Genomic DNA, 19,831 nt, shown 5'->3' with positions numbered 1-19,831 from the left:
TTCATAATTAAGAAGAGTTACTGCGCTGTATAACCTCCATCAATGACAACGGCCTGACCAGTTATACCCTTTGTTTTCTCACTTGCTAAAAATAAAGCATAATTAGCAATTTCCTCTACAGCTAGCAATCGTTTTTGTGGTACGAGTGGGTAAATAACATCTTCTAATACACGCTCTAGTGGAACATTTCTTGTTGTTGCTAAATCTTGAAGTTGATTTCGGACGAGTGGTGTGTCCACATATCCTGGGCAGAGAGCATTTACCGTAATACCATGTGTAGCTCCCTCTAACGCAGCAACTTTCGTTAAACCAATTACACCGTGTTTCGCGCTATTATATGCAGCCTTTCCGGCAAACCCAACAAGTCCATTAATAGAGGCGACATTAATAATGCGTCCATACTGTTGCTTTTTCATAATTGGAAAAGCATGTTTTATTGCGATAAAAGGTGCGATTTGCATAATTTTAATAAGAAGTTCAAACTTGTCGGTTGGAAATTCTTCAATAGGTGAAACGTGTTGCATACCAGCATTATTTATTAACACATCCAGAGAACCGAATTGAGTAACAGTTTCAGAAATAGCTTCGGATATTTCTTGCTCAGATGTAACATCACATCTTAGGCCGATTGCTTCATATCCTTCCTTGCGTAACTGTTCAGAAGCTTCTTTTGCACGATCTTCAAGGCGATCACTAATTACCACTTTTGCTCCTTCTTTCGCAAAAGCAGTTCCCATTTCATAACCAATTCCACTTGCAGCACCTGTTAAAAAGACGACACGATTTGAAACCATGATGAGAGCACTCCTTTATATAAAATTTGCCTTATTGCTCTATTTAGAGGGAATGTAATGAAAATCCTGCAAAGATTTGGAAAAAATACGCTGAGCTATCTTGCTTTGCAAAATAGCTTTTGCTATACTATTTTGTAAAGCAAGATACTTATGCTTATCTATCTTGTAAAACAAGATAGAGGGAGGATTTGAATTATGTCGACAAGTCAAATGCTGAAAGGGATTTTAGAAGGTTGTCTTCTTGCAATTATTTCTGAAGGAGAAATATATGGATACGAAATGAGTGAAAAGCTAGCTAAGTATGGTTTCACTATGGCAAGTGAAGGAAGTATTTATCCGTTATTAATACGGATGCAAAAGGAAGGGCTGATAGTAAGTACAATGAAGGAATCTCCATCTGGTCCAAAACGAAAATATTATACATTAACAGAAAAAGGTGAAGATGCGTTAGATGAGTTTATGGGACGCTGGGAAGCGATGCAAAGTAGTGTAGAGCGTTTGCTAGAAGGAAAGGGGAGACGACGATGATGCTATCTACCGAAGCGAGAAAATTCTTATTAGATATGAGCCTGTTTTTAACGGCAAAGGGTGTAAAAGAAAGTGATGTTGAGAGCTTTTTAGAAGATGCAAAGTTACATTTAATCGAGGGTGAAACGGACGGGAAAAGTGTAGCAGATATTTTTGGAAGTTCGCCAAAAGAATATGCAAATGAACTTGTTAAAGTAATGGAAAAAGATCGCAGGGAGAGCTGGAAACAAATCGGATATACAGTGATGAATATTGTTGCGTTTTGGATTATTGCCTCTATCTTAGTTGTAAGTGATAGTGGACAATTACAGTTTTCAGTCGTTCAATGTATTGGTTATGGAATGGCATTAATGATTGCGCTTATAGTACCCAATCTTGCTTTCCGTAAAATGGCTTTTCGATTACATTTTTCAAAACAATTGTTTGTCCAAGTGTTATTGATGGCAGTTCCGGTGGTTTTATTAGGGGCAGTAATTATATTAGATATCATCTATCCTACACCAATGATTGCATTAACTCAGTTGCAAAGTTATATGATAGCAGGCACAATCTTCATCGCAACAGTAATTATAAATGTGTACTTTGAAGGATGGTATAAAGTTTTATATTTAGTGGTTCCGCTCGCTATTTTGCTCGTCTTTAAAACATTTACATCAGAGGATTTAATTCCAATGTTATTTCAAATTGTCTGTTTGTATGGCAGTCTATTTATTCTTATTACGATTGAATTTATTATGAAGGCGAATAAAAGAGAGGCAGCTAGATAAATTTGGTAGCTTGTATATGCTTATTAAGTGGTCAAGTAAAAGGGAAGAAAAGAAAAATAACGGTTGATATAGAAATAAAAGGAGGAAAATAATGTTTTCAAAGGAAGCACAGAAATTTCTAGATGATACAACAGTATATTTAGTAACGAAGGGAATAAAAAAGGAAGATATTGATTCTTTTATAGAAGATGCAAAACTTCACTTAATAGAAGGAGAAAAGGAAGGGAAAACAGTTGCAGATATTTTTGGAGATTCACCAGAGGTATATGCTGAAGAATTAGCAAAAGAAATGGAGCTTGATAAAAAAGAAAACATGAATCTATTCACTTTCTTTATCATTGGAGTTCTTGCGTATTGGTCTGTTCCAGATCTTTTGTTTCATGGAGTGAATGAGCCTGTATCTATATCGTTAATCAGTTTAATCGGTTATCCAATAGTATTGGCTGTTAGTATTCCTATGGGCATCATTGCTTTTCGTAAATCTGCATTTATAACAAGTAAATTAAAGGAATTCTCTATTATATATATATGTATATCACTTTTACCAATTGCGTTGATTGTTTTCGTTATGTTACTAAATAAATGGTATGGACCACCGCTCTTTTATTTATCACCAGTGCAAAGTTATCTATTAGGGGGATTATTACTATGTGTAGTGGCTATTATCAATCTGCGTTTAGCAAGCTGGATGGGCTTACTTCAAGTAGGTGTATTATTTACCATTATGTTCGTGTTTGAATGTACAGCAATTAAAGATACGAATTTCGGAGCACTGGAACCGCTCTTTCTATATGGAAGTTTAATTATATTGATGAAAATAGATTTGAAAAGAACGGATACTTCGAATATATAGATTGAGTAACGAAATGGGATTGATAATAGAGTGTTTTTGATAGAATAGAAAAAGGCTGTGCGGATAAATTAGTAGTTGAAAAAAGGTAGAAGACAATTTGTTCCATGATACAATACAATCCTTACAGCCAGAATGAATGATTTGAAACAGTAGCGTCCGTAGCTACTGTTTTTTTTTATTTAATAAAGAACTCTGTAAAGATAATGCTCGCTGTTCTTTAGTTAATAACGACTCAATGTGTACTTGATCTGGGCGAGGGACAATTGGATACATGAGATTTGTTGGGGAAGGATGGTGTTCAGATCCAGTTAGTGAGTGAGGATCGGCATGTGTAAGTTTTCCTCCGATACGCCTTGTAAATAAAATATGACCGATTTCATGGGCGAGTGTATATATGTTTTTCATAGGAGAAGCAGCGTTAGTAAGAATAATATAACCTGTAAGGATTTGGTTTATAGCAAATGAATAGGCACATGCAATCACCGATTGTTCTTTAAAATAATTACTTCCGATATAACAAATATAAATATCGCAATCGGGAACTTCGGATGAACAGGTGTTAAAAAAGGAAGAAACTTTAGGTTGGTTATGGACAGAATCCATATAGCTAATCTCACCATCATGGAATGTAAATGATTCATTTAGGGTAATGACATCTTTAATTTGAAATGAAATGGGGTGCCATATTGATTCAGCAACTGCTAAGTCTTTGGCGATGCGATCGTTTGTAATATTGGAGCCTGGGGCAATGCAAATACATATATTTACATACGGATCCATTAGAAACACCTCAAATGGAAAATAGTTTATTCATATACTATGTGAAAGGGTACGGGTGTGTATGGATAGACTTCTTATAATTAGGTGTATTTTGATGGGACTGATTATAATTTGCTTTTACGAATCGTTCTGTTTTTAACTGAGAAGGCACAAGTGAATGGTTAATATGAATATTAGAATGAATAGAAGGAGTCAGAAAATATTCATAGTTTAATTACATTATATGTGGTTCATTCTGATATAGTAAAAGAAAAGGGGGGAGAATGTATGTACACATTAAAAATTGTATCAGATCGGGAAGCTGTTTATCAGTTTGCAAGTTATGTAAGAGTGGTTCAAGGGGTAGAGAGAGTGTATGTGGAATCTGGAGAAGCTTTATATGAACATCCACTTATAAAATTTTATGTACACGTAACAATCGAAGAGACATATGAAAAGCAAAAAGCACTACAGGAAATTGCTCGATTAGTAGAATTAGGGCGTTTTACATATGTTCATTATCGAAACGACGAGATTGAAAAGGCATTTGAAGCAGTTAAATATGAAAGCTTTCGAAAATAAAAGTATGGAAAAGGGAGCATTTGCTCCCTTTTTTGTTAGTAGGAATATTTTTTTTCGGCGCACAAAAAAGAAAGAATTTTGCTATGATAAGGAAGGGTGAGGAAAGGAGAGAGTTATAATGGGGTATATTGAGGAGTTACGAAAATCAGTCGGTACAAGGCCGTTAATTCTTGTAGGATCAGCAGTAATTATTTTAAATGAAAAACAAGAGGTATTACTTCAATACCGTTCGGATACATATGATTGGGGTGTACCAGGTGGTGCAATGGAATTAGGGGAAACAACAGAAGAAACGGCTCGGCGAGAGCTTTTTGAAGAAACGGGATTAGAAGCGAAGACGTTGCAGTTTCTTGGGGTTCTTTCTGGCCAAGATGTATATTATCGCTATCCAAATGGGGATGAAATTTATAATGTAATCCATCTGTATCAAGCGTATCACGTGAGTGGAGAAATAGAACTTGATGAGGAAGGGTTGGATCTCAAGTATTTTCCTGTTGAAAAGTTACCGAATTTAAATAAAACAACAGAGAAAATCTTGCGGAAATTTCTATATGCATTAACAGAATAGAAGGTGAATTCCTTCTATTTTTATTATATTAAATATTTTGATTTTTTAGTATGTTTGTAGTATGATAAATACAGATATACATCTTATGCTATTCCATCCAAAAACTTACTAGGGTACATAAGAGAGGGGCAAGTGCAAGATGCATAATGTTGTCATTACAGCTGCAGTTCGTTCGCCGATTGGAACTTTTGGAGGAGCGTTAAAAAATGTAACGCCAGTAGAATTAGCTGTTCCTGTACTTCAAGAAGCTGTAAAAAGAGGTGGAGTAGACCCTCATGAAGTGGATGAAGTCATTTTAGGACACTGTATTCAAAGAACAGACGAAGCAAATACAGCGCGAACAGCTGCATTAGCAGCAGGATTCCCGGAAACAGTTACAGGTTATACAATCCAGCGTCAATGTTCTTCAGGTATGCAAGCGATTATGTCAGCAGCAATGCAAATTCAGCTAGGTGTAAGTGATGTTGTTATTGCAGGTGGAGTAGAAGCGATGAGCTCAAGCCCTTATGCATTAAAACAGCACCGATGGGGACAGCGTCTTCAACATGGAGAAATTCGTGATACGGTGTGGGAAGTTTTAGAAGATCCAATCCATCATATTATGATGGGAGAAACAGCTGAAAATTTAGTTGAACAATATGAAATTACAAGAGAGGAACAAGATGAAGTTGCGCTGCGTAGCCATCAATTAGCGCTCCAAGCAATTGAATCAGGTTATTTTGATGAGCAAATTGTTCCTATTACAATAAAAGAACGTAGAAAAGAAATAGTATTTTCAAAGGATGAACACCCGCGTGCAGATATTACAGCTGAGAAATTGGCTGGACTCAAGCCAGCATTCCGTAAAGGTGGATCCGTAACTGCAGGGAATGCATCTGGTCTTAATGATGGAAGTGCGGTTTTAGTATTAATGAGTGAAGAAAAGGCTAAAGAAAAAGGTTTACAACCGTTAGCTAGAATTGTCGGCTATTCTGTAGCTGGAGTAGATCCAAAGATTATGGGAATCGGTCCAGCACCAGCAATTCGTAAGGGATTAGAGAAAGTAAATTGGTCATTAGAGGATGCTGATTTATTAGAAATTAATGAAGCTTTTGCAGCCCAATATTTAGCGGTTGAGAAAGAACTTGGATTAAACCGTGAGAAAGTAAATGTAAACGGAAGTGGCGTTGGTCTTGGACATCCAATTGGTTGCACAGGGGCACGCATTACAGTAAGTTTAATTCATGAATTAAGAAGAAGAGGTTTAGAAAAAGGTATCGCATCTCTTTGTGTCGGTGGTGGCATTGGAGTAGCGTTATTTGTAGAAGCGTTGTAAAAAGAAGCAGCAATCGCTGCTTCTTTTTTTATGAATTGGAAATTCATGATTGAAATAAGTGATGAAATAATCGATCACGATTTTCAAAAAAGAGTTTCGTTGTTTGATAATGTTCGGTCTCTTCTAGATTTGATTCATAGATTCCTTCTTGTGTTAAAGAGTATATATTGGACTCTGGATATGCCATCAAAATAGGAGAATGCGTTGCGATAATGAATTGTGATCCCTGTTCTACTAATTCATGCATCCGAATGAGCATAGAAAGTTGCCTCATTGGAGATAAAGCAGCCTCAGGCTCGTCTAAAACATATAAACCTTGTCCTGAAAAGCGGTTCATAAATAAAGAAAAAAATGACTCACCATGGGATTGGTTATGCAGGGATATGCCACCATACGAATCGATAATTTTCCCTCCACCTAATGGTTCAGAGTCAATTTCATCAATATAAGAAGCTAGATTATAAAATGATTCTGCACGCAAAAAGAATCCATCTTTTGGGGTAGTGAGACCTTTAGTAATTCGAATATATTTGTACAAAGAAGAATGTGAATCATAAGTAGTGAATCGGAAATTTTTTGTACCACCTTCAGCGTTAAATCCTAAAGCGACAGCAACTGCTTCTAATAATGTGGATTTACCAGTACCATTTTCTCCAACAAGAAATGTTACATTAGGATGCAAATGGAGTGATTGTAATGTTCGAATCGCAGGTAAACAATATGGATATTCGGAAAAGCTAGGGATCTGTTCTTTTTGTAAGGAGACACTTTTTAGAAAGGATGTATGTTCATTCAATATATAAACCTCAATTCATTGATGATTTCGTTTCTAATATAGTTGCAAATAAAAGGGTTAGGAAACTGGCGAGGAGGATAATAAATTGTAGAATTTCAAAATTTAATCCTTCCCGCCCATATTTATTGTTTTTGAGAGTGAAAATGAATACTGTGGCAATAAAGCCTATCATACTTGGGATATATGTAACTATGTTTTTAGTGCTTCCATAGAAAAAAGAATAGAATAAGGAAACACACAAGTATGAGTGGCAAAATTACAATACATCAATTTCCTAAAAATTACATTTTGATTATAGCATTTAAAGTATAGATATTCCAATGTCAAAATAAGTATTGCATAGAAAGAACCGATATCGTTATGATAGATTATATTCTATATAAATTTATTTTGATTTTTGGACATATTAGCTGCGGTTATGAAAATAAGAGCAGCTATCCACTTATTTCCTCCTTTTGCTCTCACACAGCGTGGTGCGAAAAAAGGAACTGACCGCTTCTATGCATGGCTGGATGATCTCGCCCATCTAAAAAGAATGGTTTGATGTTAGTGTTTAATAGGGAGTATAATAGTATCCGGACTTACAAGTATGATATGTGGTATATTCATTGTTTCAATAGTAGATCAAATAAGGGAATCATGTAATGGATTATGAATGAGAGTGTTAGGAGTAATAAGAAGATGAAGATATGGAAAAGTATTTGTATTTTATGTAGTTTTTTCATTATATTAAGTGGTTGCTTCCAGAAGGAAGAAAAAAAGGAAGCTAAGAAGAAAGAAGTAATTCCAGAGACGGCTGAATATGGTGGGAAGGAATTAAAGAAAGTTGGACAGGCTGTAAAAGAAAAAGGGTGGGGAACGTTTAAATTAGAGCAAATAAAACATGTGAATCAAACGTTTGAAGTAGCCCCAATGAAAATACATATGCAAGATGTAAAGGTTATTGAATTATCAGAAATGAGCCAAGAGGCGAAAGATACATTGAAAGTATATACAGCATTGACTCCTGAAGAAGTGCAGCACAGACTCGGGGATAAAGTTAATCGAGAAGATGCTGAGTTGTATGCTTCATTAAGTGGAAAAGATATTAAAGATAAAATACGTTATGTGGAAATTACATATAAGGTAGAAAATATTGGAGATAAAGATATGCAATTTTTCTCTTTGAATAATGTTACAATTAATGAAACGCAGCATTTTAATGTCCCAAAACAAAACTTCTTATATGACGAGGATACGTTTGTAGGCACAAAAAGTGCGACAAGAGAAGAGTATAAACCAGGCGAGATAAGAGAAGGGATAGTTGGATTAATACTTGGGGATGAAGAAGAAGTTTCTCAAATCGCATTTACAACTGATGTTCTTGCAACGGGTGATACAAATGAAACTGTTTTAGAACCACAAACGTTTAACATCTCACTGTCTAAGTGAGATGTTTTTTATATAATAAAGTGAAACACGTAGAAAATGAACAGGGAATTTGTCAAATCAAATCGAATGTATTATAGTGTGTAACTTTAATTAATGGGGGATTCGCCCCCTAGTGATGATAAGTCTTTATTAATCGGGCTTTTACGGACAGTGTATCTCCCACCTAGCTATCTCGCTTCTGCTGAATTTTGAGGTAGGAGTATTCTGGTCCGCAAATAGCGGAATTAAGTGCAAAGGGGAGAGAGAAATGGGAAAAAGCTGTTATGAATGTGGTAGTAAAGAGATAGAAAAAGCAACGATAGCACCGGATCCAAAAAATGATCTTACTTCATTTGCACAAACAATCACAGAGGTTGAAATTTGTAAAAAATGCGGTACTGTTATCACGATAAAAGGGGATCATCTCAGTTATCATAATCGACAGATGGACTGAAAGAGCTTTGATTTTGAAATAGACAGGTGAATTTAGGTATTTGTTGACTGTTTGCTTTGCTTACTTAAATAAACTTCGATATTTTGTAATTGTTGAGAGATTCGGAATGCTTCCTTTTGTTCTTGAAATTGCTTTTCATTATAGGGACCAAAACGACGATTGTTGTTCATATCAATAATCCAATATTGTTCGTTTTGTTTATTTGTAATACTAGATTCCGGGTTATTTGGGTTAGATTTATCTTCAATTTGTTTTGCGATAATATATAGATCATCCCAAGCAATTTCTACAATTTTAGCTGGGACATACTGTGTAGCATACACAGCGTCTTGTTTTGGAAAAAGCTCAAATGCATTTCCGGAAGTTTTTATTAGTTCATATTCATCATTGATGGTGTAAGCTGAATGATTAGAATTTACCGTGCAACCAGTCAAGAGTATAATGGAAATTATGGTCATCAATCGCTTCAATATGAGTCCCTCCTTAAAATGCTTATTGTAAACATATTGTACAAGAAAAGGAAAAGAAACGCCAACATATGAGTTATTTACAATGGTTTTTAGAAATGGTACGATGAAGCAGGCAAAGAAGGATACAAAGGAGTCGACATAAAATGAAGTTAAAGATGCATCGTCCAGCTATGGCAATGAATCGCATAGGTGCCTCCATTATTGACATGTTTTTCATCTCAGTTATGTACGGTGCGGTTGTAGCAATTGTAACTGGAAATTATGGAGCCATTTTCAATCGTTTTAATATAAGCTTAGGTGATTATCGATATGATTTTACGCTTGTTTTTATATTAATGGCTATATATTTTATTCTTGTTCCGTTCGTATGGGACGGTTGTACTATCGGTAAAAAAATAACAAGGACAAGACTGATATCATTAGCAAGTGAAAAGTTAACAATACAGACACTAATAGTACGATTCTTTGTATTGTTATTACCGAACATAATGTTACTAGGAATTCCCACTATTTGTAATGTATATATGATGTTGTTCCGTCAAGATAATTGTGGTTTTCATGATTTGATTGTGAAAACGAAAGTGATGAGTCTTGTCTAAAGAATAATAGAATGATAAAGAGTTATATTGTATACCCTCCGTTTTGAAAGGCGATATGCTATTCAAAACGGAGGGTATTTATATGTAAAGCGTCCTAATTTAATTAGATTGAAAATTAAGAAAATGATATAATAAAAGAAAATATGTTGTATAACAAGGGGGAGATCGAAATAGCAGGAAGTAGTTTGATTTTTTGGGGGATCCTTATTTTTATCGGTCTAGCTTTTGATCAATATAATAATAAGAAAAAAGAGAAAACAAATAAGTAATCGCTTACAAAAGGTGGTGCGGACTTTTCCTGCTTGCAGAGCTACAGGCGAAAGGAGTATACTGAATGACGGTAAGACTTACAGAAGGGGTAATGACGATGAAGCTTGCAGGAAAAGTTGCCGTTGTAACTGGTGGTGGCATCGGTATTGGACGTAGTACAGCTCTTTTGTTGGCAGGACAAGGTGCCAAAGTAATTGTGACGGATATTAATGAAGAGAATGGCCAAGCAACAGTGGAAGAAATTGCAGATTCAGGTGGAGAAGCTTTTTTTGTTACCCATGATATGGCGAAACAAGGTGATTGGCAACATGTCATTGAAGTAGCGATTGCTGCTTATAATCGTATTGATGTACTTTTTAATAATGCTGGCTTATATAAAATAGATTCTATTTTTTTAGGTCAACAAGAGAACGATTCCAATGCACTTTGTATTAATGATGTTTGGATTGAAATAAAGCAATTGACATCAACTTTTATGGAGCATCAAGAAGAAGTAATGTTAACTGATTTACCTATTTTTGGTATTGTTAATGCAAGAGAAAACTCATTTCATGCAGTAGAAACCCTCGTATAATAGTAAAAAACCGCCCACAATACATATATGGACGGTTTTTTTGTATTTGCATGATATAAAGAAAAGTACGATTTTAGCGAATGCGCTTTTCGGTTTTTTTATCAAAGAAATGTGCTTTATTGATATCAAATGCAAGCTTAATTTGATCGCCATGTGCAAAAGTATGTCTTGCATCAACACGTGCTGCAAAATCTTGATTACCAAGTTTCATATATAAAATAGATTCTGCACCTAGTAATTCTGCAACTTCAATTTTAGTTGTAAATGTCGTGTCGTGTGAAGCTTCTAAAAACAGAAGTTCATCATGGATATCTTCTGGGCGTATTCCTAAGATAATTTCTTGATTTAAATAGCCTTGATCACGTAGTAATTTCATTTTTCCTTCAGATACTTTAATTTTTACTTTGTTATCTATTACAAAGCAATCTTCTGTTAGTGTACCGTGGAAAAAGTTCATGGCAGGAGAGCCAATAAATCCACCAACGAAAACATTTTCTGGTGTTTCATATACTTCTTTTGGTGAACCAATTTGTTGAATTTTCCCATCTTTCATAACGACAAGACGTGAAGCCATTGTCATTGCTTCCGTTTGGTCATGTGTTACATAAATTGTTGTTGTCCCAAGTCGTTGATGTAGTTTAGAAATTTCAGAGCGCATTGCTACACGTAATTTTGCATCTAGATTGGATAACGGCTCGTCCATTAAGAAGACTTTCGCGTCACGGACAATCGCACGACCTAATGCAACACGTTGACGTTGTCCGCCGGATAATGCTTTTGGTTTACGATTTAAATATTCCGTAAGTCCTAATATTTGCGCTGCGTCTTGTACACGACGATCAATTTCGTCTTTTGGGATTTTCCGAAGTTTTAAGCCAAATGCCATATTGTCGTAAACGCTCATATGTGGATAGAGTGCATAGTTTTGAAAGACCATTGCGATATCACGATCTTTCGGAGGAACATCATTCATTACTTTACCATCAATAGAGAATTCTCCTTTTGAAATATCTTCGAGCCCAGCTACCATTCGTAATGTTGTCGATTTCCCGCATCCAGATGGACCAACGAAAACGATAAATTCTTTATCTTGAATGTGTAAATTGAAGTCTGTTACTGCTGTTACGTTATTATCATAAATTTTATAAATATGTTCTAATTTGAGTTCTGCCATGAGTTTTCCTCCTAGAAAAAATTATGCAAACGTTTTCTTTGAGTTCATTATAAACGAATGTATTTAAAAAATAAATAAAAAAATAAAACGTTTTCAAAGATTAGGTGAAACATTTAATGAATAAAGTCTATTCTCTATGTGAATCAACTAAATTAAGATAAAAAATAGAAGTGCTATTTTATTTTCTATTAAAATCTGTTATCATTCACTAATGAAAACGTTTGCGCCTGATTTTGCAATTAAATAATGAAATGGGGTAGCATGATGAACAAACAATGGTGGAAAGAAAGTGTTGTATATCAAATTTATCCACGTAGTTTTATGGATAGTAATAGTGATGGAATTGGTGATCTTAGGGGAATCATTTCAAAGTTGGATTATTTACAAAACTTGGGGATTGATGTGATTTGGTTATCACCAGTCTACGAATCTCCAAATGATGATAATGGATACGATATTAGTAATTATCGAAAGATTATGGATGAGTTTGGGACAATGGAAGATTGGGACAAACTATTAAGTGAAATGCATAAACGTAATATGAAATTAATGATGGATTTAGTTGTGAACCATACTTCGGATGAACATAACTGGTTTGTTGAATCTCGTAAGTCAAAAGATAATCTATATCGAGATTACTATATTTGGCGTCCTGCGAAAGATGGAAAAGAGCCAAATAATTGGGGAGCGGCTTTTAGTGGATCAGCTTGGCAGTATGATGAAGCGACAGATGAATATTATTTACACTTATTCTCTAAGAAACAACCTGATTTAAATTGGGAGAATGAAGTAGTGCGAAAAGATGTTTATGAGATGATGGAGTTTTGGCTTGAAAAAGGTATAGATGGTTTCCGTATGGATGTAATTAACTTTATTTCTAAAACAGAGGGATTACCGTCTGTTGAGACGAAAGAAGAAGGCTATGTATCCGGACATCAATATTTTATGAATGGCCCGAATATTCATACGTACTTACATGAAATGAATCAAAAAGTATTATCTAAATATGATATTATGACAGTTGGCGAAATGCCTGGTGTAACAACTGAGGAAGCGAGGTTGTATACTGCCGAAGATCGTCAGGAATTACAGATGGTATTTCAGTTTGAACATATGGATTTAGATTCTGGAGAGGGAGGGAAATGGGATGTAAAACCATGCTCGCTCGTTACATTAAAGCAGAATTTAACAAAATGGCAAAAAGCGTTAGAACAAACAGGATGGAATAGTTTATATTGGAACAACCATGACCAGCCTCGTGTTGTTTCTCGTTTTGGCGATGATACAACATATCGCATAGAATCAGCGAAAATGTTAGCCACAGTACTTCATATGATGAAAGGGACTCCTTATATTTACCAAGGGGAAGAGATTGGAATGACCAACGTTCACTTTGATTCAATAGATGAGTACCGGGATATCGAAACATTGAATATGTACCGTGAAAAAGTTATAGAGCTTGGTGAAGATGAAGAAAAAGTCATGCAATCGATTTATATAAAAGGTCGAGATAACGCTAGAACACCAATGCAGTGGAATGCAAATGAGCATGCTGGATTTACAGCTGGTGAACCGTGGATAGGCTTAAACCCTAACTATAAAGAAATAAATGTAGAGCAAGCACTTCAAGATCAGGAATCAATTTTTTATTACTATAAGAAGTTGATTGAACTTCGTAAAAAGCATGAAATGATTGTGTATGGAACATATGACTTAATTTTAGAAGAACATCCTTCTATTTTTGCTTATGTAAGAACATGGAGAGATGAGAAATTACTTGTTATCGCGAACTTTACTAGTGATGAGAGTGTATTTGAACTGCCAGAAGAAATAATGTATGGAGATATAGAGTTATTAATACACAATTACAATGTGCAAGATGAAGTGATTGAAAGTATTGCCCTGCAGCCTTATGAAACGCGAGTATATAAAGTGAAACTTTAATCAGTGGGGGTTTTCTTCATCCCCCACTGATTTTCAGCCCTCACCAATCGGGCTTTTACGGACAGTTGATCTCCCACGTAACTTCTTTGCTTTCACCAAATTTTGAGGTGGGAGTCTTACTGTCCGCAAATAGCGGGATAAATTAAAATAATTAAAAGCCTTGTGTCGCTTCTGACACAAGGCTTTTAACTTTACCATTTTAAAATGGTAAATCCATATGGTGGAAGTGTAACCTGTAATGAGTTTGCTTCGGCTGAAAATTCTTCATTTGTATATAAGTTGACGATTTTTTTACTAGAGACATCAAATGGTATAGGAGTTGATATTTCATTGTTTGTTGGATTTAAAACAATGAAAATTGTTTCTTTTTCATATGTTTTCGTATAGGAAATGTAGCCCTGTTCATCGTTTGCTTCAATACATTGAAATGTTCCGTGTCCACCCAATGCTTTATACTGTTTCCGTAATGAAATTAATGTTTGGATGTGCTTAAATAATCTTTTATCCTGCTTATTTTCATCCCAGACCATACATTTTCGGCAATCTGGATCCATTCCACCGTCCATGCCGATTTCATCACCATAATAAATACATGGAGAGCCGATGAAAGAGAGATGGAATATATATAGTAATTTCATTTTATCTTTATTACCATTACAGGTTGTTAAAATTCTCGGTGTATCATGACTGTCTAATAGATGAAAAGCAGCTTCGTTTACGTTCATGGAGTAAGAATGAAGAGATGCTGCGATTTGTTCCATAAATTCACTCGCACCGATTGTTTCGTTTGCAAAGTAAGAATGGAGGGCATTTGTAACAGGGTAGCTCATAACGGCATCGAATTGATCGCCCTGTAACCATGGCAAAGCATCATGCCAAATCTCGCCTAAAATATAAACTTCAGGGTTAATATTTTTAATTTCCCTACGGAATTCCCTCCAAAATCTATGATCAACTTCATTTGCTACGTCCAGTCGCCAGCCATCGATGTGAAACTCTCGCACCCAGTAACGTCCTACTTCGAGTAAATATTCCTTTACATCGGGATGTGCTGTATTTAATTTTGGCATATATGGCGTAAAGGCAAAAGTATCATAATTTGGAAGTGGTTCTGTTATGATCGGAAAGCTATGAATATGAAACCACTCTTTATATAATGACTGGTCGCCTTTTTCGAGTACATCTTGAAATTTATCAAAAAAGTATCCGCTATGATTAAAAACAGCATCTAACATTATTTTTATACCGCGTTCGTGGCACATATTAACAAGCTTTCGGAACGTTTCCTTTGTTCCAAACTGTGGATCAATTTCCATATAATCAATCGTGTCGTACTTATGATTAGAGTGTGCCTTAAAGATAGGTGTAAAGTAAATGCCAGTAATACCGAGTTCTACTAGGTAATCGAGGTGTTCGATAACTCCTGCAAAATCTCCACCGAAAAAATTAGTAGCTGTAGGATCAGTACTTTCCCACGGAAGTGTATGTACGGGATTGCATGCGGGGTCTCCATTCGCAAATCGTTCTGGGAAAATTTGATACCAGACTGTATCTTTTATCCATGAAGGTGCTTTAAAAACATCTTGTTCATGAGTAAATGGGAAGCAAAAAAAGTTGCCAACATCATCATTAGGTGTTTCGTGGAAATAGCCACGTTCTGTATAAATGATTGTTTCTGTATGATTTTTTAGCTCAAAACCATATCGTAAGCGCTTAAATTTTGGTTCGATTGAAACAGACCAATAGTCAAATAAATCTGTTGATCCGCTTTTTGTCATTGGCATATTTGCTGTGATCCATTTTCCATCTTGCCATTCATAAGGGTCTCCATGAATGAGTGAGACGATATCCACGTCATTTTTTTTGGTACGTAATCGAATGTGGAGTGTTTTTTCATTGTAAGCGTATGCATAATTATCTTTAGGTCTATGGTATATTGATTCTTTAAACATATAGAAAATCCCCCTTGAATATCTCTACAAACAATATCTTATTGCAAACGATTGCTTCTAGGATAACTGTAATGTTGTTTATAAGGGTAGTATTCATTTTATGCAAAGTCAATGGATAAACAGAATCATTTCATCATTTTTTTGAAATATAGAAAGAAAATATTTGCAAAACAAATAAAAGAATGTATAATGATAGACAAATAGCGCAAACGTTTTCATAGATTGGAAGATCGTTTGCGCTTCTATTAAACTAGTAAGTGCAAACGTTTTCATTTTGTAAAAAAGTACATATATAATTTAGGGAGGTTTTGAGAGTGAAGAAGAAAGCATTATCATTATTAACAGTTTCAGCTTTAACGATTGGGATGTTATCAGCGTGTGGCCCGAAAGATTCAGGTAAGAAGGAAGCTAGCGAAAAGAAGAAGGATTATGATCTTCTAGTTTGGGAAGATGAGAAAAAGGCTGTTGGGCTAGAACCAGCAGTGGAGAGCTTTGAAAAAAAATATAATGTAAAAGTTAAAGTTGTAGAAGTTCAGATGACGAAACAAGTAGAAAAACTTCGTCTCGATGGTCCAGCTGGTACAGGGCCGGATGTTGTAACATTGCCACATGATCATATTGGTAATGCGGTAACGGAAGGTCTACTTTCAGAGGTGAAAGTAGATGATGAGGTGAAAAATAAGTTTACAGATTTAGCAATAAAGGCACAAACCTATAATGGAAAAGTATACGGTTTACCAAAAGCGATTGAAACACCAATCTTTATTTATAATAAAAAATTAATGCCAAAAGCACCAGAAACAATGGATGAACTTTTTAATTTCTCAAAAGACTTTACGAAAGATGGAAAGTACGGATTTTTAGCTTTAGGAGATAACTTCTATTTTGCTAATGCATTTATGGCTGGAATGGGTGGTTATGTATTCGGTGAAAAAGATGGACAACCGAATGCGAGTGATATTGGATTAAATAATAGCGGTGCAGTACAAGGCGCTGAATATATTCAAAAATGGTATAAAGAAGAGTTACTGCCAAAAGGAATTATTGGTGAATCTGGTGGAGCAGCTGCAGATGGGTTATTCAATGAAGGGAAAGCAGCATCGATTATGAACGGTCCATGGGCATTCCAAGCAATGGAAAAAGCAGGTATTGACTACGGAGTAGCACCAATGCCGAAACTACCAAATGGTCAGCCGATGAAAACTTTTGTTGGTGTAAAAGGATGGCATGTAACAAGTTTTTCTAAAAAGAATGATTTAGCAACGAAATTTACTGAGTGGGTGACGAACGAAGAGAATGCGAAAATCCGTTTTGAAAAAACGAAAGAAATTCCGCCTGTTAAATCAGTGATGGAAGATCCGATTATTAAAGAGAATGAAGCTGCAAAAGCAGTTGCAACTCAATCTGAGAACGGTATTCCAATGCCAAATATCCCAGAAATGCAAGAGGTTTGGAAGCCAGCTGGGGATGCACTTCAATTAGTTGTAACAAATAAACAGAAACCACAATCCGCGCTTGATGAAGCAGTAAAACAAATTAAAGGAAACATTGAAGCAAACCATAGTAAGCAAAAATAAGACAGAATACGTATCTCTCTTATGAAAGAGAGATACGTATTCTCCTCCTTCCTAGGGGAAGAAAAAAAGGGGGAAGAAATATGCAAACATCTATTGAGCCAAAGCAATCAGAGAATGGTTCGAAGCATCGTAAAACAGCTGCAATGTTGTCAATCATTCCAGGTATTGGTCAAATGTACAATAAACAATATGTAAAAGCTCTTATCTTTCTTGTATTAACAGGTTCATTTATTGTAGCATTTGCGGACTTGTTAAATATGGGACTATGGGGGATTTTCACGCTTGGGACAGAGGTTCCTCGTGATCACTCTATCTTTTTATTAGTAGAAGGAATTTTAGCACTTATCGTTATCGTATTTGGTATTGGAATATACGCATTTAATTTATATGATGCGTATCAAAATGGGAAAAAACGTGATATAGGTATACCGTTAAATTCTGTGAAAGAACAGTACCGTAACTTATTAGATCAAGGTTTTCCATATTTAATGGTTTCACCAGGATTCTTGTTACTAATCTTTGTTGTAGTATTTCCAATCTTGTTTGTTATCTTAATTGGATTTACAAACTATGATTTATACCATTCTCCACCAGCAAAATTAGTAGATTGGGTTGGATTTAAAAACTTTATTGATATTTTCACATTACCGATGTGGAGAGATACATTCTTAAGTGTATTCTCTTGGACTGTGATTTGGACATTCGTTGCTACGACACTTCAAGTAGCTCTTGGGATTTTCTTAGCAATTTTAGTGAATCAGCCAGGTATTAAAGGAAAAGCAGTAATCCGTACGATTTTCATTTTACCTTGGGCAGTTCCAGCGTTCGTATCCATTCTTGTATTTGCAGGTATGTTTAATGAATCGTTTGGCGCAATTAATAACCAAGTATTAGCTTTATTTGGAATTGAAAAAATTGCTTGGATGACAGATCCGTTTTGGGCAAAGTTTGCTTTAATTATGATTCAAACTTGGCTTGGTTTCCCGTTTATCTTCGCGATGACTACAGGTATACTGCAATCGATTCCAGGAGAGCTTTATGAAGCTGCTACTGTAGACGGGGCAACGGCTTGGCAACAATTTCGTAAAATTACATTGCCGCTTGTTTTATATGCAACAGCTCCAATTTTAATCACGCAATATACGTTTAACTTTAATAACTTCAGTATTATTTATTTATTTAATAGTGGAGGGCCTGCTGTTTCAGGGCAAAATGCAGGCGGAACGGATATTTTAATTTCCTGGATATATAAATTAACGATGACATCAGCGCAATATGGAAAAGCAGCAGCACTTACGATGATTTTATCGTTAATTGTTATTTCAGTTGCATTATGGCAATTTAAAAGAACAAAATCATTCCAAGAAGAGGATATGATGTAAATGAATATAAAACGACAAAAGATGTTACGTCTTTCATTAAGTTATTTCGTAATTTTCATAATGTGTGTCATTATTTTCTATCCATTATTATGGATTGTTGGTTCATCATTTAATCCAGGAGATAGCTTATCTGGATCGAGTATTATTCCGAAAAATGCAACGTTAGATCATTACCGAGAGTTATTAGATCTTTCACAAAGTAATTATTTACTTTGGTACAAAAACACATTGAAAATCAGTGTTTTGACGATGATTTTCTCTGTACTATCCATTAGTTTCACTGCATACGCTTTTTCAAGATATCGATTTGTTGGTAGAAAGAATGGGTTATTAACGTTTTTAATTTTACAAATGATCCCGAATTTTGCAGCTTTGATTGCGCTTTATGTATTAGCGCAGCTAGCAGGATTAATCGATACACACTTAGCATTAATTTTAATTTATGTTGGTGGAGCCATTCCGATGAATACATGGCTTATGAAAGGGTATTTTGATACAATTCCAAAAGAATTGGATGAATCGGCTCGTATGGATGGAGCAGGACACTTCCGTATTTTTTGGCAAATTATTATGCCGCTTGCAAAACCAATTGTAGCCGTTGTAGCGTTATTTACTTTTATCGGTCCGTTTACAGATTTTATTCTAGCGAGTGTCATTTTGCGGACGCCGGAAAACTATACGTTAGCGGTTGGATTATATGAAATGGTAGCTAAGAAGTTTGGTAATGAATTTACAACATTTGCAGCTGGGTCTGTATTGATTGCAATCCCAATTTCAATTTTATTCTTATCGCTGCAAAAATATTTTATTTCTGGCTTAACGGCTGGAGGTACGAAGGGCTGAGAATGGGACATTATGTCCCATTTCTCTTTTTTTAGAGGATTTGAAACCATATGACATTGTAAGGGAGAAAATGTGAAAAAAATAGTATATTATAGTATAGGAAAATAAGTGTGTATCCCTTACAATACATGGAGAGGGAGAATACCTGTTTACATTAATATAATTTTTTTCAAAATGCCATAAAGCGATGAAGGCTTTCTTTTTCTCCTATTACCTGCAC

General features: G+C 35.3%; 21 protein-coding genes. 15 read left to right on the top strand and 6 right to left on the bottom strand.

The window, feature by feature from the left end; genetic code table 11:
• Nucleotides 1-17: 17 nt before the first annotated feature.
• Nucleotides 18-794 (bottom strand): 3-hydroxybutyrate dehydrogenase, encoded by a 777-nt coding sequence (locus CN373_RS04940; protein ID WP_098358895.1) that lies wholly within the window; start codon nucleotides 792-794, stop codon nucleotides 18-20.
• A gap of 195 nt (nucleotides 795-989) precedes the next feature.
• Between CN373_RS04940 and CN373_RS04935 the strand changes: the two genes are divergently transcribed.
• The 3 genes from CN373_RS04935 to CN373_RS04925 all read left to right on the top strand — a co-directional run bounded on the left by CN373_RS04935 (nucleotide 990) and on the right by CN373_RS04925 (nucleotide 2,942).
• Nucleotides 990-1,322, top strand: a complete 333-nt coding sequence (locus CN373_RS04935; RefSeq protein ID WP_000107995.1) for a PadR family transcriptional regulator — start codon at nucleotides 990-992, stop codon at nucleotides 1,320-1,322.
• On the top strand, nucleotides 1,322-2,089 hold the full coding sequence (locus tag CN373_RS04930) for a DUF1129 domain-containing protein (protein WP_002057590.1): 768 nt from the start codon (nucleotides 1,322-1,324) through the stop codon (nucleotides 2,087-2,089). The genes CN373_RS04935 and CN373_RS04930 overlap by 1 nt, the downstream gene beginning before the upstream one ends.
• Before the next feature lie 91 nt (nucleotides 2,090-2,180).
• Nucleotides 2,181-2,942, top strand: a complete 762-nt coding sequence (locus tag CN373_RS04925; protein WP_098358894.1) for a DUF1129 domain-containing protein — start codon at nucleotides 2,181-2,183, stop codon at nucleotides 2,940-2,942.
• 162 nt (nucleotides 2,943-3,104) lie between these two features.
• On the opposite strand, the gene CN373_RS04920 is transcribed toward CN373_RS04925, so the two are convergent.
• Complete coding sequence (locus CN373_RS04920) at nucleotides 3,105-3,722, bottom strand: ImmA/IrrE family metallo-endopeptidase (protein ID WP_000371599.1); 618 nt, start codon at nucleotides 3,720-3,722, stop codon at nucleotides 3,105-3,107.
• A gap of 267 nt (nucleotides 3,723-3,989) precedes the next feature.
• On the opposite strand from CN373_RS04920, the gene CN373_RS04915 reads away from it, so the two are divergent.
• The 3 genes from CN373_RS04915 (at nucleotide 3,990) to CN373_RS04905 (ending at nucleotide 6,166) form a co-directional block, all read left to right on the top strand.
• Nucleotides 3,990-4,283, top strand: coding sequence for a DUF3928 family protein (locus CN373_RS04915; RefSeq protein WP_098358893.1), 294 nt, complete (start codon nucleotides 3,990-3,992; stop codon nucleotides 4,281-4,283).
• A gap of 118 nt (nucleotides 4,284-4,401) precedes the next feature.
• Nucleotides 4,402-4,851, top strand: coding sequence for an NUDIX hydrolase (locus CN373_RS04910; protein ID WP_002057593.1), 450 nt, complete (start codon nucleotides 4,402-4,404; stop codon nucleotides 4,849-4,851).
• 139 nt (nucleotides 4,852-4,990) lie between these two features.
• Nucleotides 4,991-6,166, top strand: coding sequence for an acetyl-CoA C-acetyltransferase (locus CN373_RS04905; protein ID WP_000552064.1), 1,176 nt, complete (start codon nucleotides 4,991-4,993; stop codon nucleotides 6,164-6,166).
• Between the two features lie 43 nt (nucleotides 6,167-6,209).
• Here the strand turns inward: CN373_RS04905 and CN373_RS04900 are convergent, their stop codons facing one another.
• Nucleotides 6,210-6,962 carry an AAA family ATPase gene (locus CN373_RS04900; RefSeq protein ID WP_001002143.1) on the bottom strand — a complete coding sequence of 251 codons (753 nt, stop codon included), beginning with the start codon at nucleotides 6,960-6,962 and terminating at the stop codon, nucleotides 6,210-6,212.
• Between the two features lie 681 nt (nucleotides 6,963-7,643).
• On the opposite strand from CN373_RS04900, the gene CN373_RS04890 reads away from it, so the two are divergent.
• Nucleotides 7,644-8,393, top strand: a complete 750-nt coding sequence (locus CN373_RS04890; protein ID WP_000708187.1) for a hypothetical protein — start codon at nucleotides 7,644-7,646, stop codon at nucleotides 8,391-8,393.
• Nucleotides 8,394-8,640: 247 nt separating this feature from the next.
• Complete coding sequence (locus CN373_RS04885) at nucleotides 8,641-8,826, top strand: hypothetical protein (RefSeq protein ID WP_000520197.1); 186 nt, start codon at nucleotides 8,641-8,643, stop codon at nucleotides 8,824-8,826.
• 32 nt (nucleotides 8,827-8,858) lie between these two features.
• On the opposite strand, the gene CN373_RS04880 is transcribed toward CN373_RS04885, so the two are convergent.
• Nucleotides 8,859-9,296: a DUF3997 domain-containing protein gene (locus CN373_RS04880; protein WP_000826289.1), complete on the bottom strand. Its 438-nt coding sequence runs from the start codon at nucleotides 9,294-9,296 to the stop codon at nucleotides 8,859-8,861.
• Nucleotides 9,297-9,439: 143 nt separating this feature from the next.
• Here CN373_RS04880 and CN373_RS04875 point away from each other — a divergent pair, with 143 nt between their 5' ends.
• The 3 genes from CN373_RS04875 to CN373_RS04865 all read left to right on the top strand — a co-directional run bounded on the left by CN373_RS04875 (nucleotide 9,440) and on the right by CN373_RS04865 (nucleotide 10,739).
• Complete coding sequence (locus CN373_RS04875; protein ID WP_000769099.1) at nucleotides 9,440-9,895, top strand: RDD family protein; 456 nt, start codon at nucleotides 9,440-9,442, stop codon at nucleotides 9,893-9,895.
• Nucleotides 9,896-10,065: 170 nt separating this feature from the next.
• Entirely contained in the window at nucleotides 10,066-10,164 is a 99-nt protein-coding gene (locus tag CN373_RS26110; protein ID WP_079999746.1) for a flagellar motor protein, read from the top strand.
• 65 nt (nucleotides 10,165-10,229) lie between these two features.
• Complete coding sequence (locus tag CN373_RS04865; RefSeq protein WP_000218429.1) at nucleotides 10,230-10,739, top strand: SDR family NAD(P)-dependent oxidoreductase; 510 nt, start codon at nucleotides 10,230-10,232, stop codon at nucleotides 10,737-10,739.
• 73 nt (nucleotides 10,740-10,812) lie between these two features.
• Here CN373_RS04865 and CN373_RS04860 read toward each other — a convergent pair whose 3' ends face one another.
• Nucleotides 10,813-11,913 carry an ABC transporter ATP-binding protein gene (locus CN373_RS04860; RefSeq protein ID WP_000818920.1) on the bottom strand — a complete coding sequence of 367 codons (1,101 nt, stop codon included), beginning with the start codon at nucleotides 11,911-11,913 and terminating at the stop codon, nucleotides 10,813-10,815.
• Between the two features lie 246 nt (nucleotides 11,914-12,159).
• Here CN373_RS04860 and CN373_RS04855 point away from each other — a divergent pair, with 246 nt between their 5' ends.
• On the top strand, nucleotides 12,160-13,857 hold the full coding sequence (locus CN373_RS04855) for a glycoside hydrolase family 13 protein (protein ID WP_002057604.1): 1,698 nt from the start codon (nucleotides 12,160-12,162) through the stop codon (nucleotides 13,855-13,857).
• A gap of 191 nt (nucleotides 13,858-14,048) precedes the next feature.
• On the opposite strand, the gene CN373_RS04850 is transcribed toward CN373_RS04855, so the two are convergent.
• Nucleotides 14,049-15,809 (bottom strand): alpha-glycosidase, encoded by a 1,761-nt coding sequence (locus tag CN373_RS04850; RefSeq protein ID WP_098358891.1) that lies wholly within the window; start codon nucleotides 15,807-15,809, stop codon nucleotides 14,049-14,051.
• Nucleotides 15,810-16,174: 365 nt separating this feature from the next.
• Between CN373_RS04850 and CN373_RS04845 the strand changes: the two genes are divergently transcribed.
• From CN373_RS04845 to malD, 3 genes are all read left to right on the top strand, one after another.
• Nucleotides 16,175-17,386, top strand: a complete 1,212-nt coding sequence (locus tag CN373_RS04845; protein WP_098358960.1) for an extracellular solute-binding protein — start codon at nucleotides 16,175-16,177, stop codon at nucleotides 17,384-17,386.
• Between the two features lie 80 nt (nucleotides 17,387-17,466).
• A complete protein-coding gene (locus CN373_RS04840; RefSeq protein ID WP_001194959.1) occupies nucleotides 17,467-18,768 on the top strand; it encodes a carbohydrate ABC transporter permease in 1,302 nt (433 codons plus the stop codon).
• On the top strand, nucleotides 18,769-19,611 hold the full coding sequence (malD, locus tag CN373_RS04835) for a maltosaccharide ABC transporter permease MalD (protein ID WP_001022593.1): 843 nt from the start codon (nucleotides 18,769-18,771) through the stop codon (nucleotides 19,609-19,611). It begins immediately after the preceding gene.
• The last annotated feature ends 220 nt before the right edge of the window (nucleotides 19,612-19,831 follow it).

The organism is Bacillus cereus (assembly GCF_002561295.1).
Lineage (GTDB): Bacteria > Bacillota > Bacilli > Bacillales > Bacillaceae_G > Bacillus_A > Bacillus_A cereus_S.
Note: the sequence above shows the minus strand (reverse complement) of the source record. Positions and strands in the feature narration are given on the sequence as shown.

What these genes read in the sequence shown, in the direction of transcription:
- CN373_RS04940 (WP_098358895.1), bottom strand. Translation starts at nt 794, where the DNA reads ATGGTTTCAAATCGTGTCGTCTTTTTAACAGGTGCTGCAAGTGGAATT.
- CN373_RS04935 (WP_000107995.1), top strand. Translation starts at nt 990, where the DNA reads ATGTCGACAAGTCAAATGCTGAAAGGGATTTTAGAAGGTTGTCTTCTT.
- CN373_RS04930 (WP_002057590.1), top strand. Translation starts at nt 1,322, where the DNA reads ATGCTATCTACCGAAGCGAGAAAATTCTTATTAGATATGAGCCTGTTT.
- CN373_RS04925 (WP_098358894.1), top strand. Translation starts at nt 2,181, where the DNA reads ATGTTTTCAAAGGAAGCACAGAAATTTCTAGATGATACAACAGTATAT.
- CN373_RS04920 (WP_000371599.1), bottom strand. Translation starts at nt 3,722, where the DNA reads ATGGATCCGTATGTAAATATATGTATTTGCATTGCCCCAGGCTCCAAT.
- CN373_RS04915 (WP_098358893.1), top strand. Translation starts at nt 3,990, where the DNA reads ATGTACACATTAAAAATTGTATCAGATCGGGAAGCTGTTTATCAGTTT.
- CN373_RS04910 (WP_002057593.1), top strand. Translation starts at nt 4,402, where the DNA reads ATGGGGTATATTGAGGAGTTACGAAAATCAGTCGGTACAAGGCCGTTA.
- CN373_RS04905 (WP_000552064.1), top strand. Translation starts at nt 4,991, where the DNA reads ATGCATAATGTTGTCATTACAGCTGCAGTTCGTTCGCCGATTGGAACT.
- CN373_RS04890 (WP_000708187.1), top strand. Translation starts at nt 7,644, where the DNA reads ATGAAGATATGGAAAAGTATTTGTATTTTATGTAGTTTTTTCATTATA.
- CN373_RS04885 (WP_000520197.1), top strand. Translation starts at nt 8,641, where the DNA reads ATGGGAAAAAGCTGTTATGAATGTGGTAGTAAAGAGATAGAAAAAGCA.
- CN373_RS04875 (WP_000769099.1), top strand. Translation starts at nt 9,440, where the DNA reads ATGAAGTTAAAGATGCATCGTCCAGCTATGGCAATGAATCGCATAGGT.
- CN373_RS04865 (WP_000218429.1), top strand. Translation starts at nt 10,230, where the DNA reads ATGACGGTAAGACTTACAGAAGGGGTAATGACGATGAAGCTTGCAGGA.
- CN373_RS04860 (WP_000818920.1), bottom strand. Translation starts at nt 11,913, where the DNA reads ATGGCAGAACTCAAATTAGAACATATTTATAAAATTTATGATAATAAC.
- CN373_RS04855 (WP_002057604.1), top strand. Translation starts at nt 12,160, where the DNA reads ATGAAATGGGGTAGCATGATGAACAAACAATGGTGGAAAGAAAGTGTT.
- CN373_RS04850 (WP_098358891.1), bottom strand. Translation starts at nt 15,809, where the DNA reads ATGTTTAAAGAATCAATATACCATAGACCTAAAGATAATTATGCATAC.
- CN373_RS04845 (WP_098358960.1), top strand. Translation starts at nt 16,175, where the DNA reads ATGTTATCAGCGTGTGGCCCGAAAGATTCAGGTAAGAAGGAAGCTAGC.
- CN373_RS04840 (WP_001194959.1), top strand. Translation starts at nt 17,467, where the DNA reads ATGCAAACATCTATTGAGCCAAAGCAATCAGAGAATGGTTCGAAGCAT.
- malD (WP_001022593.1), top strand. Translation starts at nt 18,769, where the DNA reads ATGAATATAAAACGACAAAAGATGTTACGTCTTTCATTAAGTTATTTC.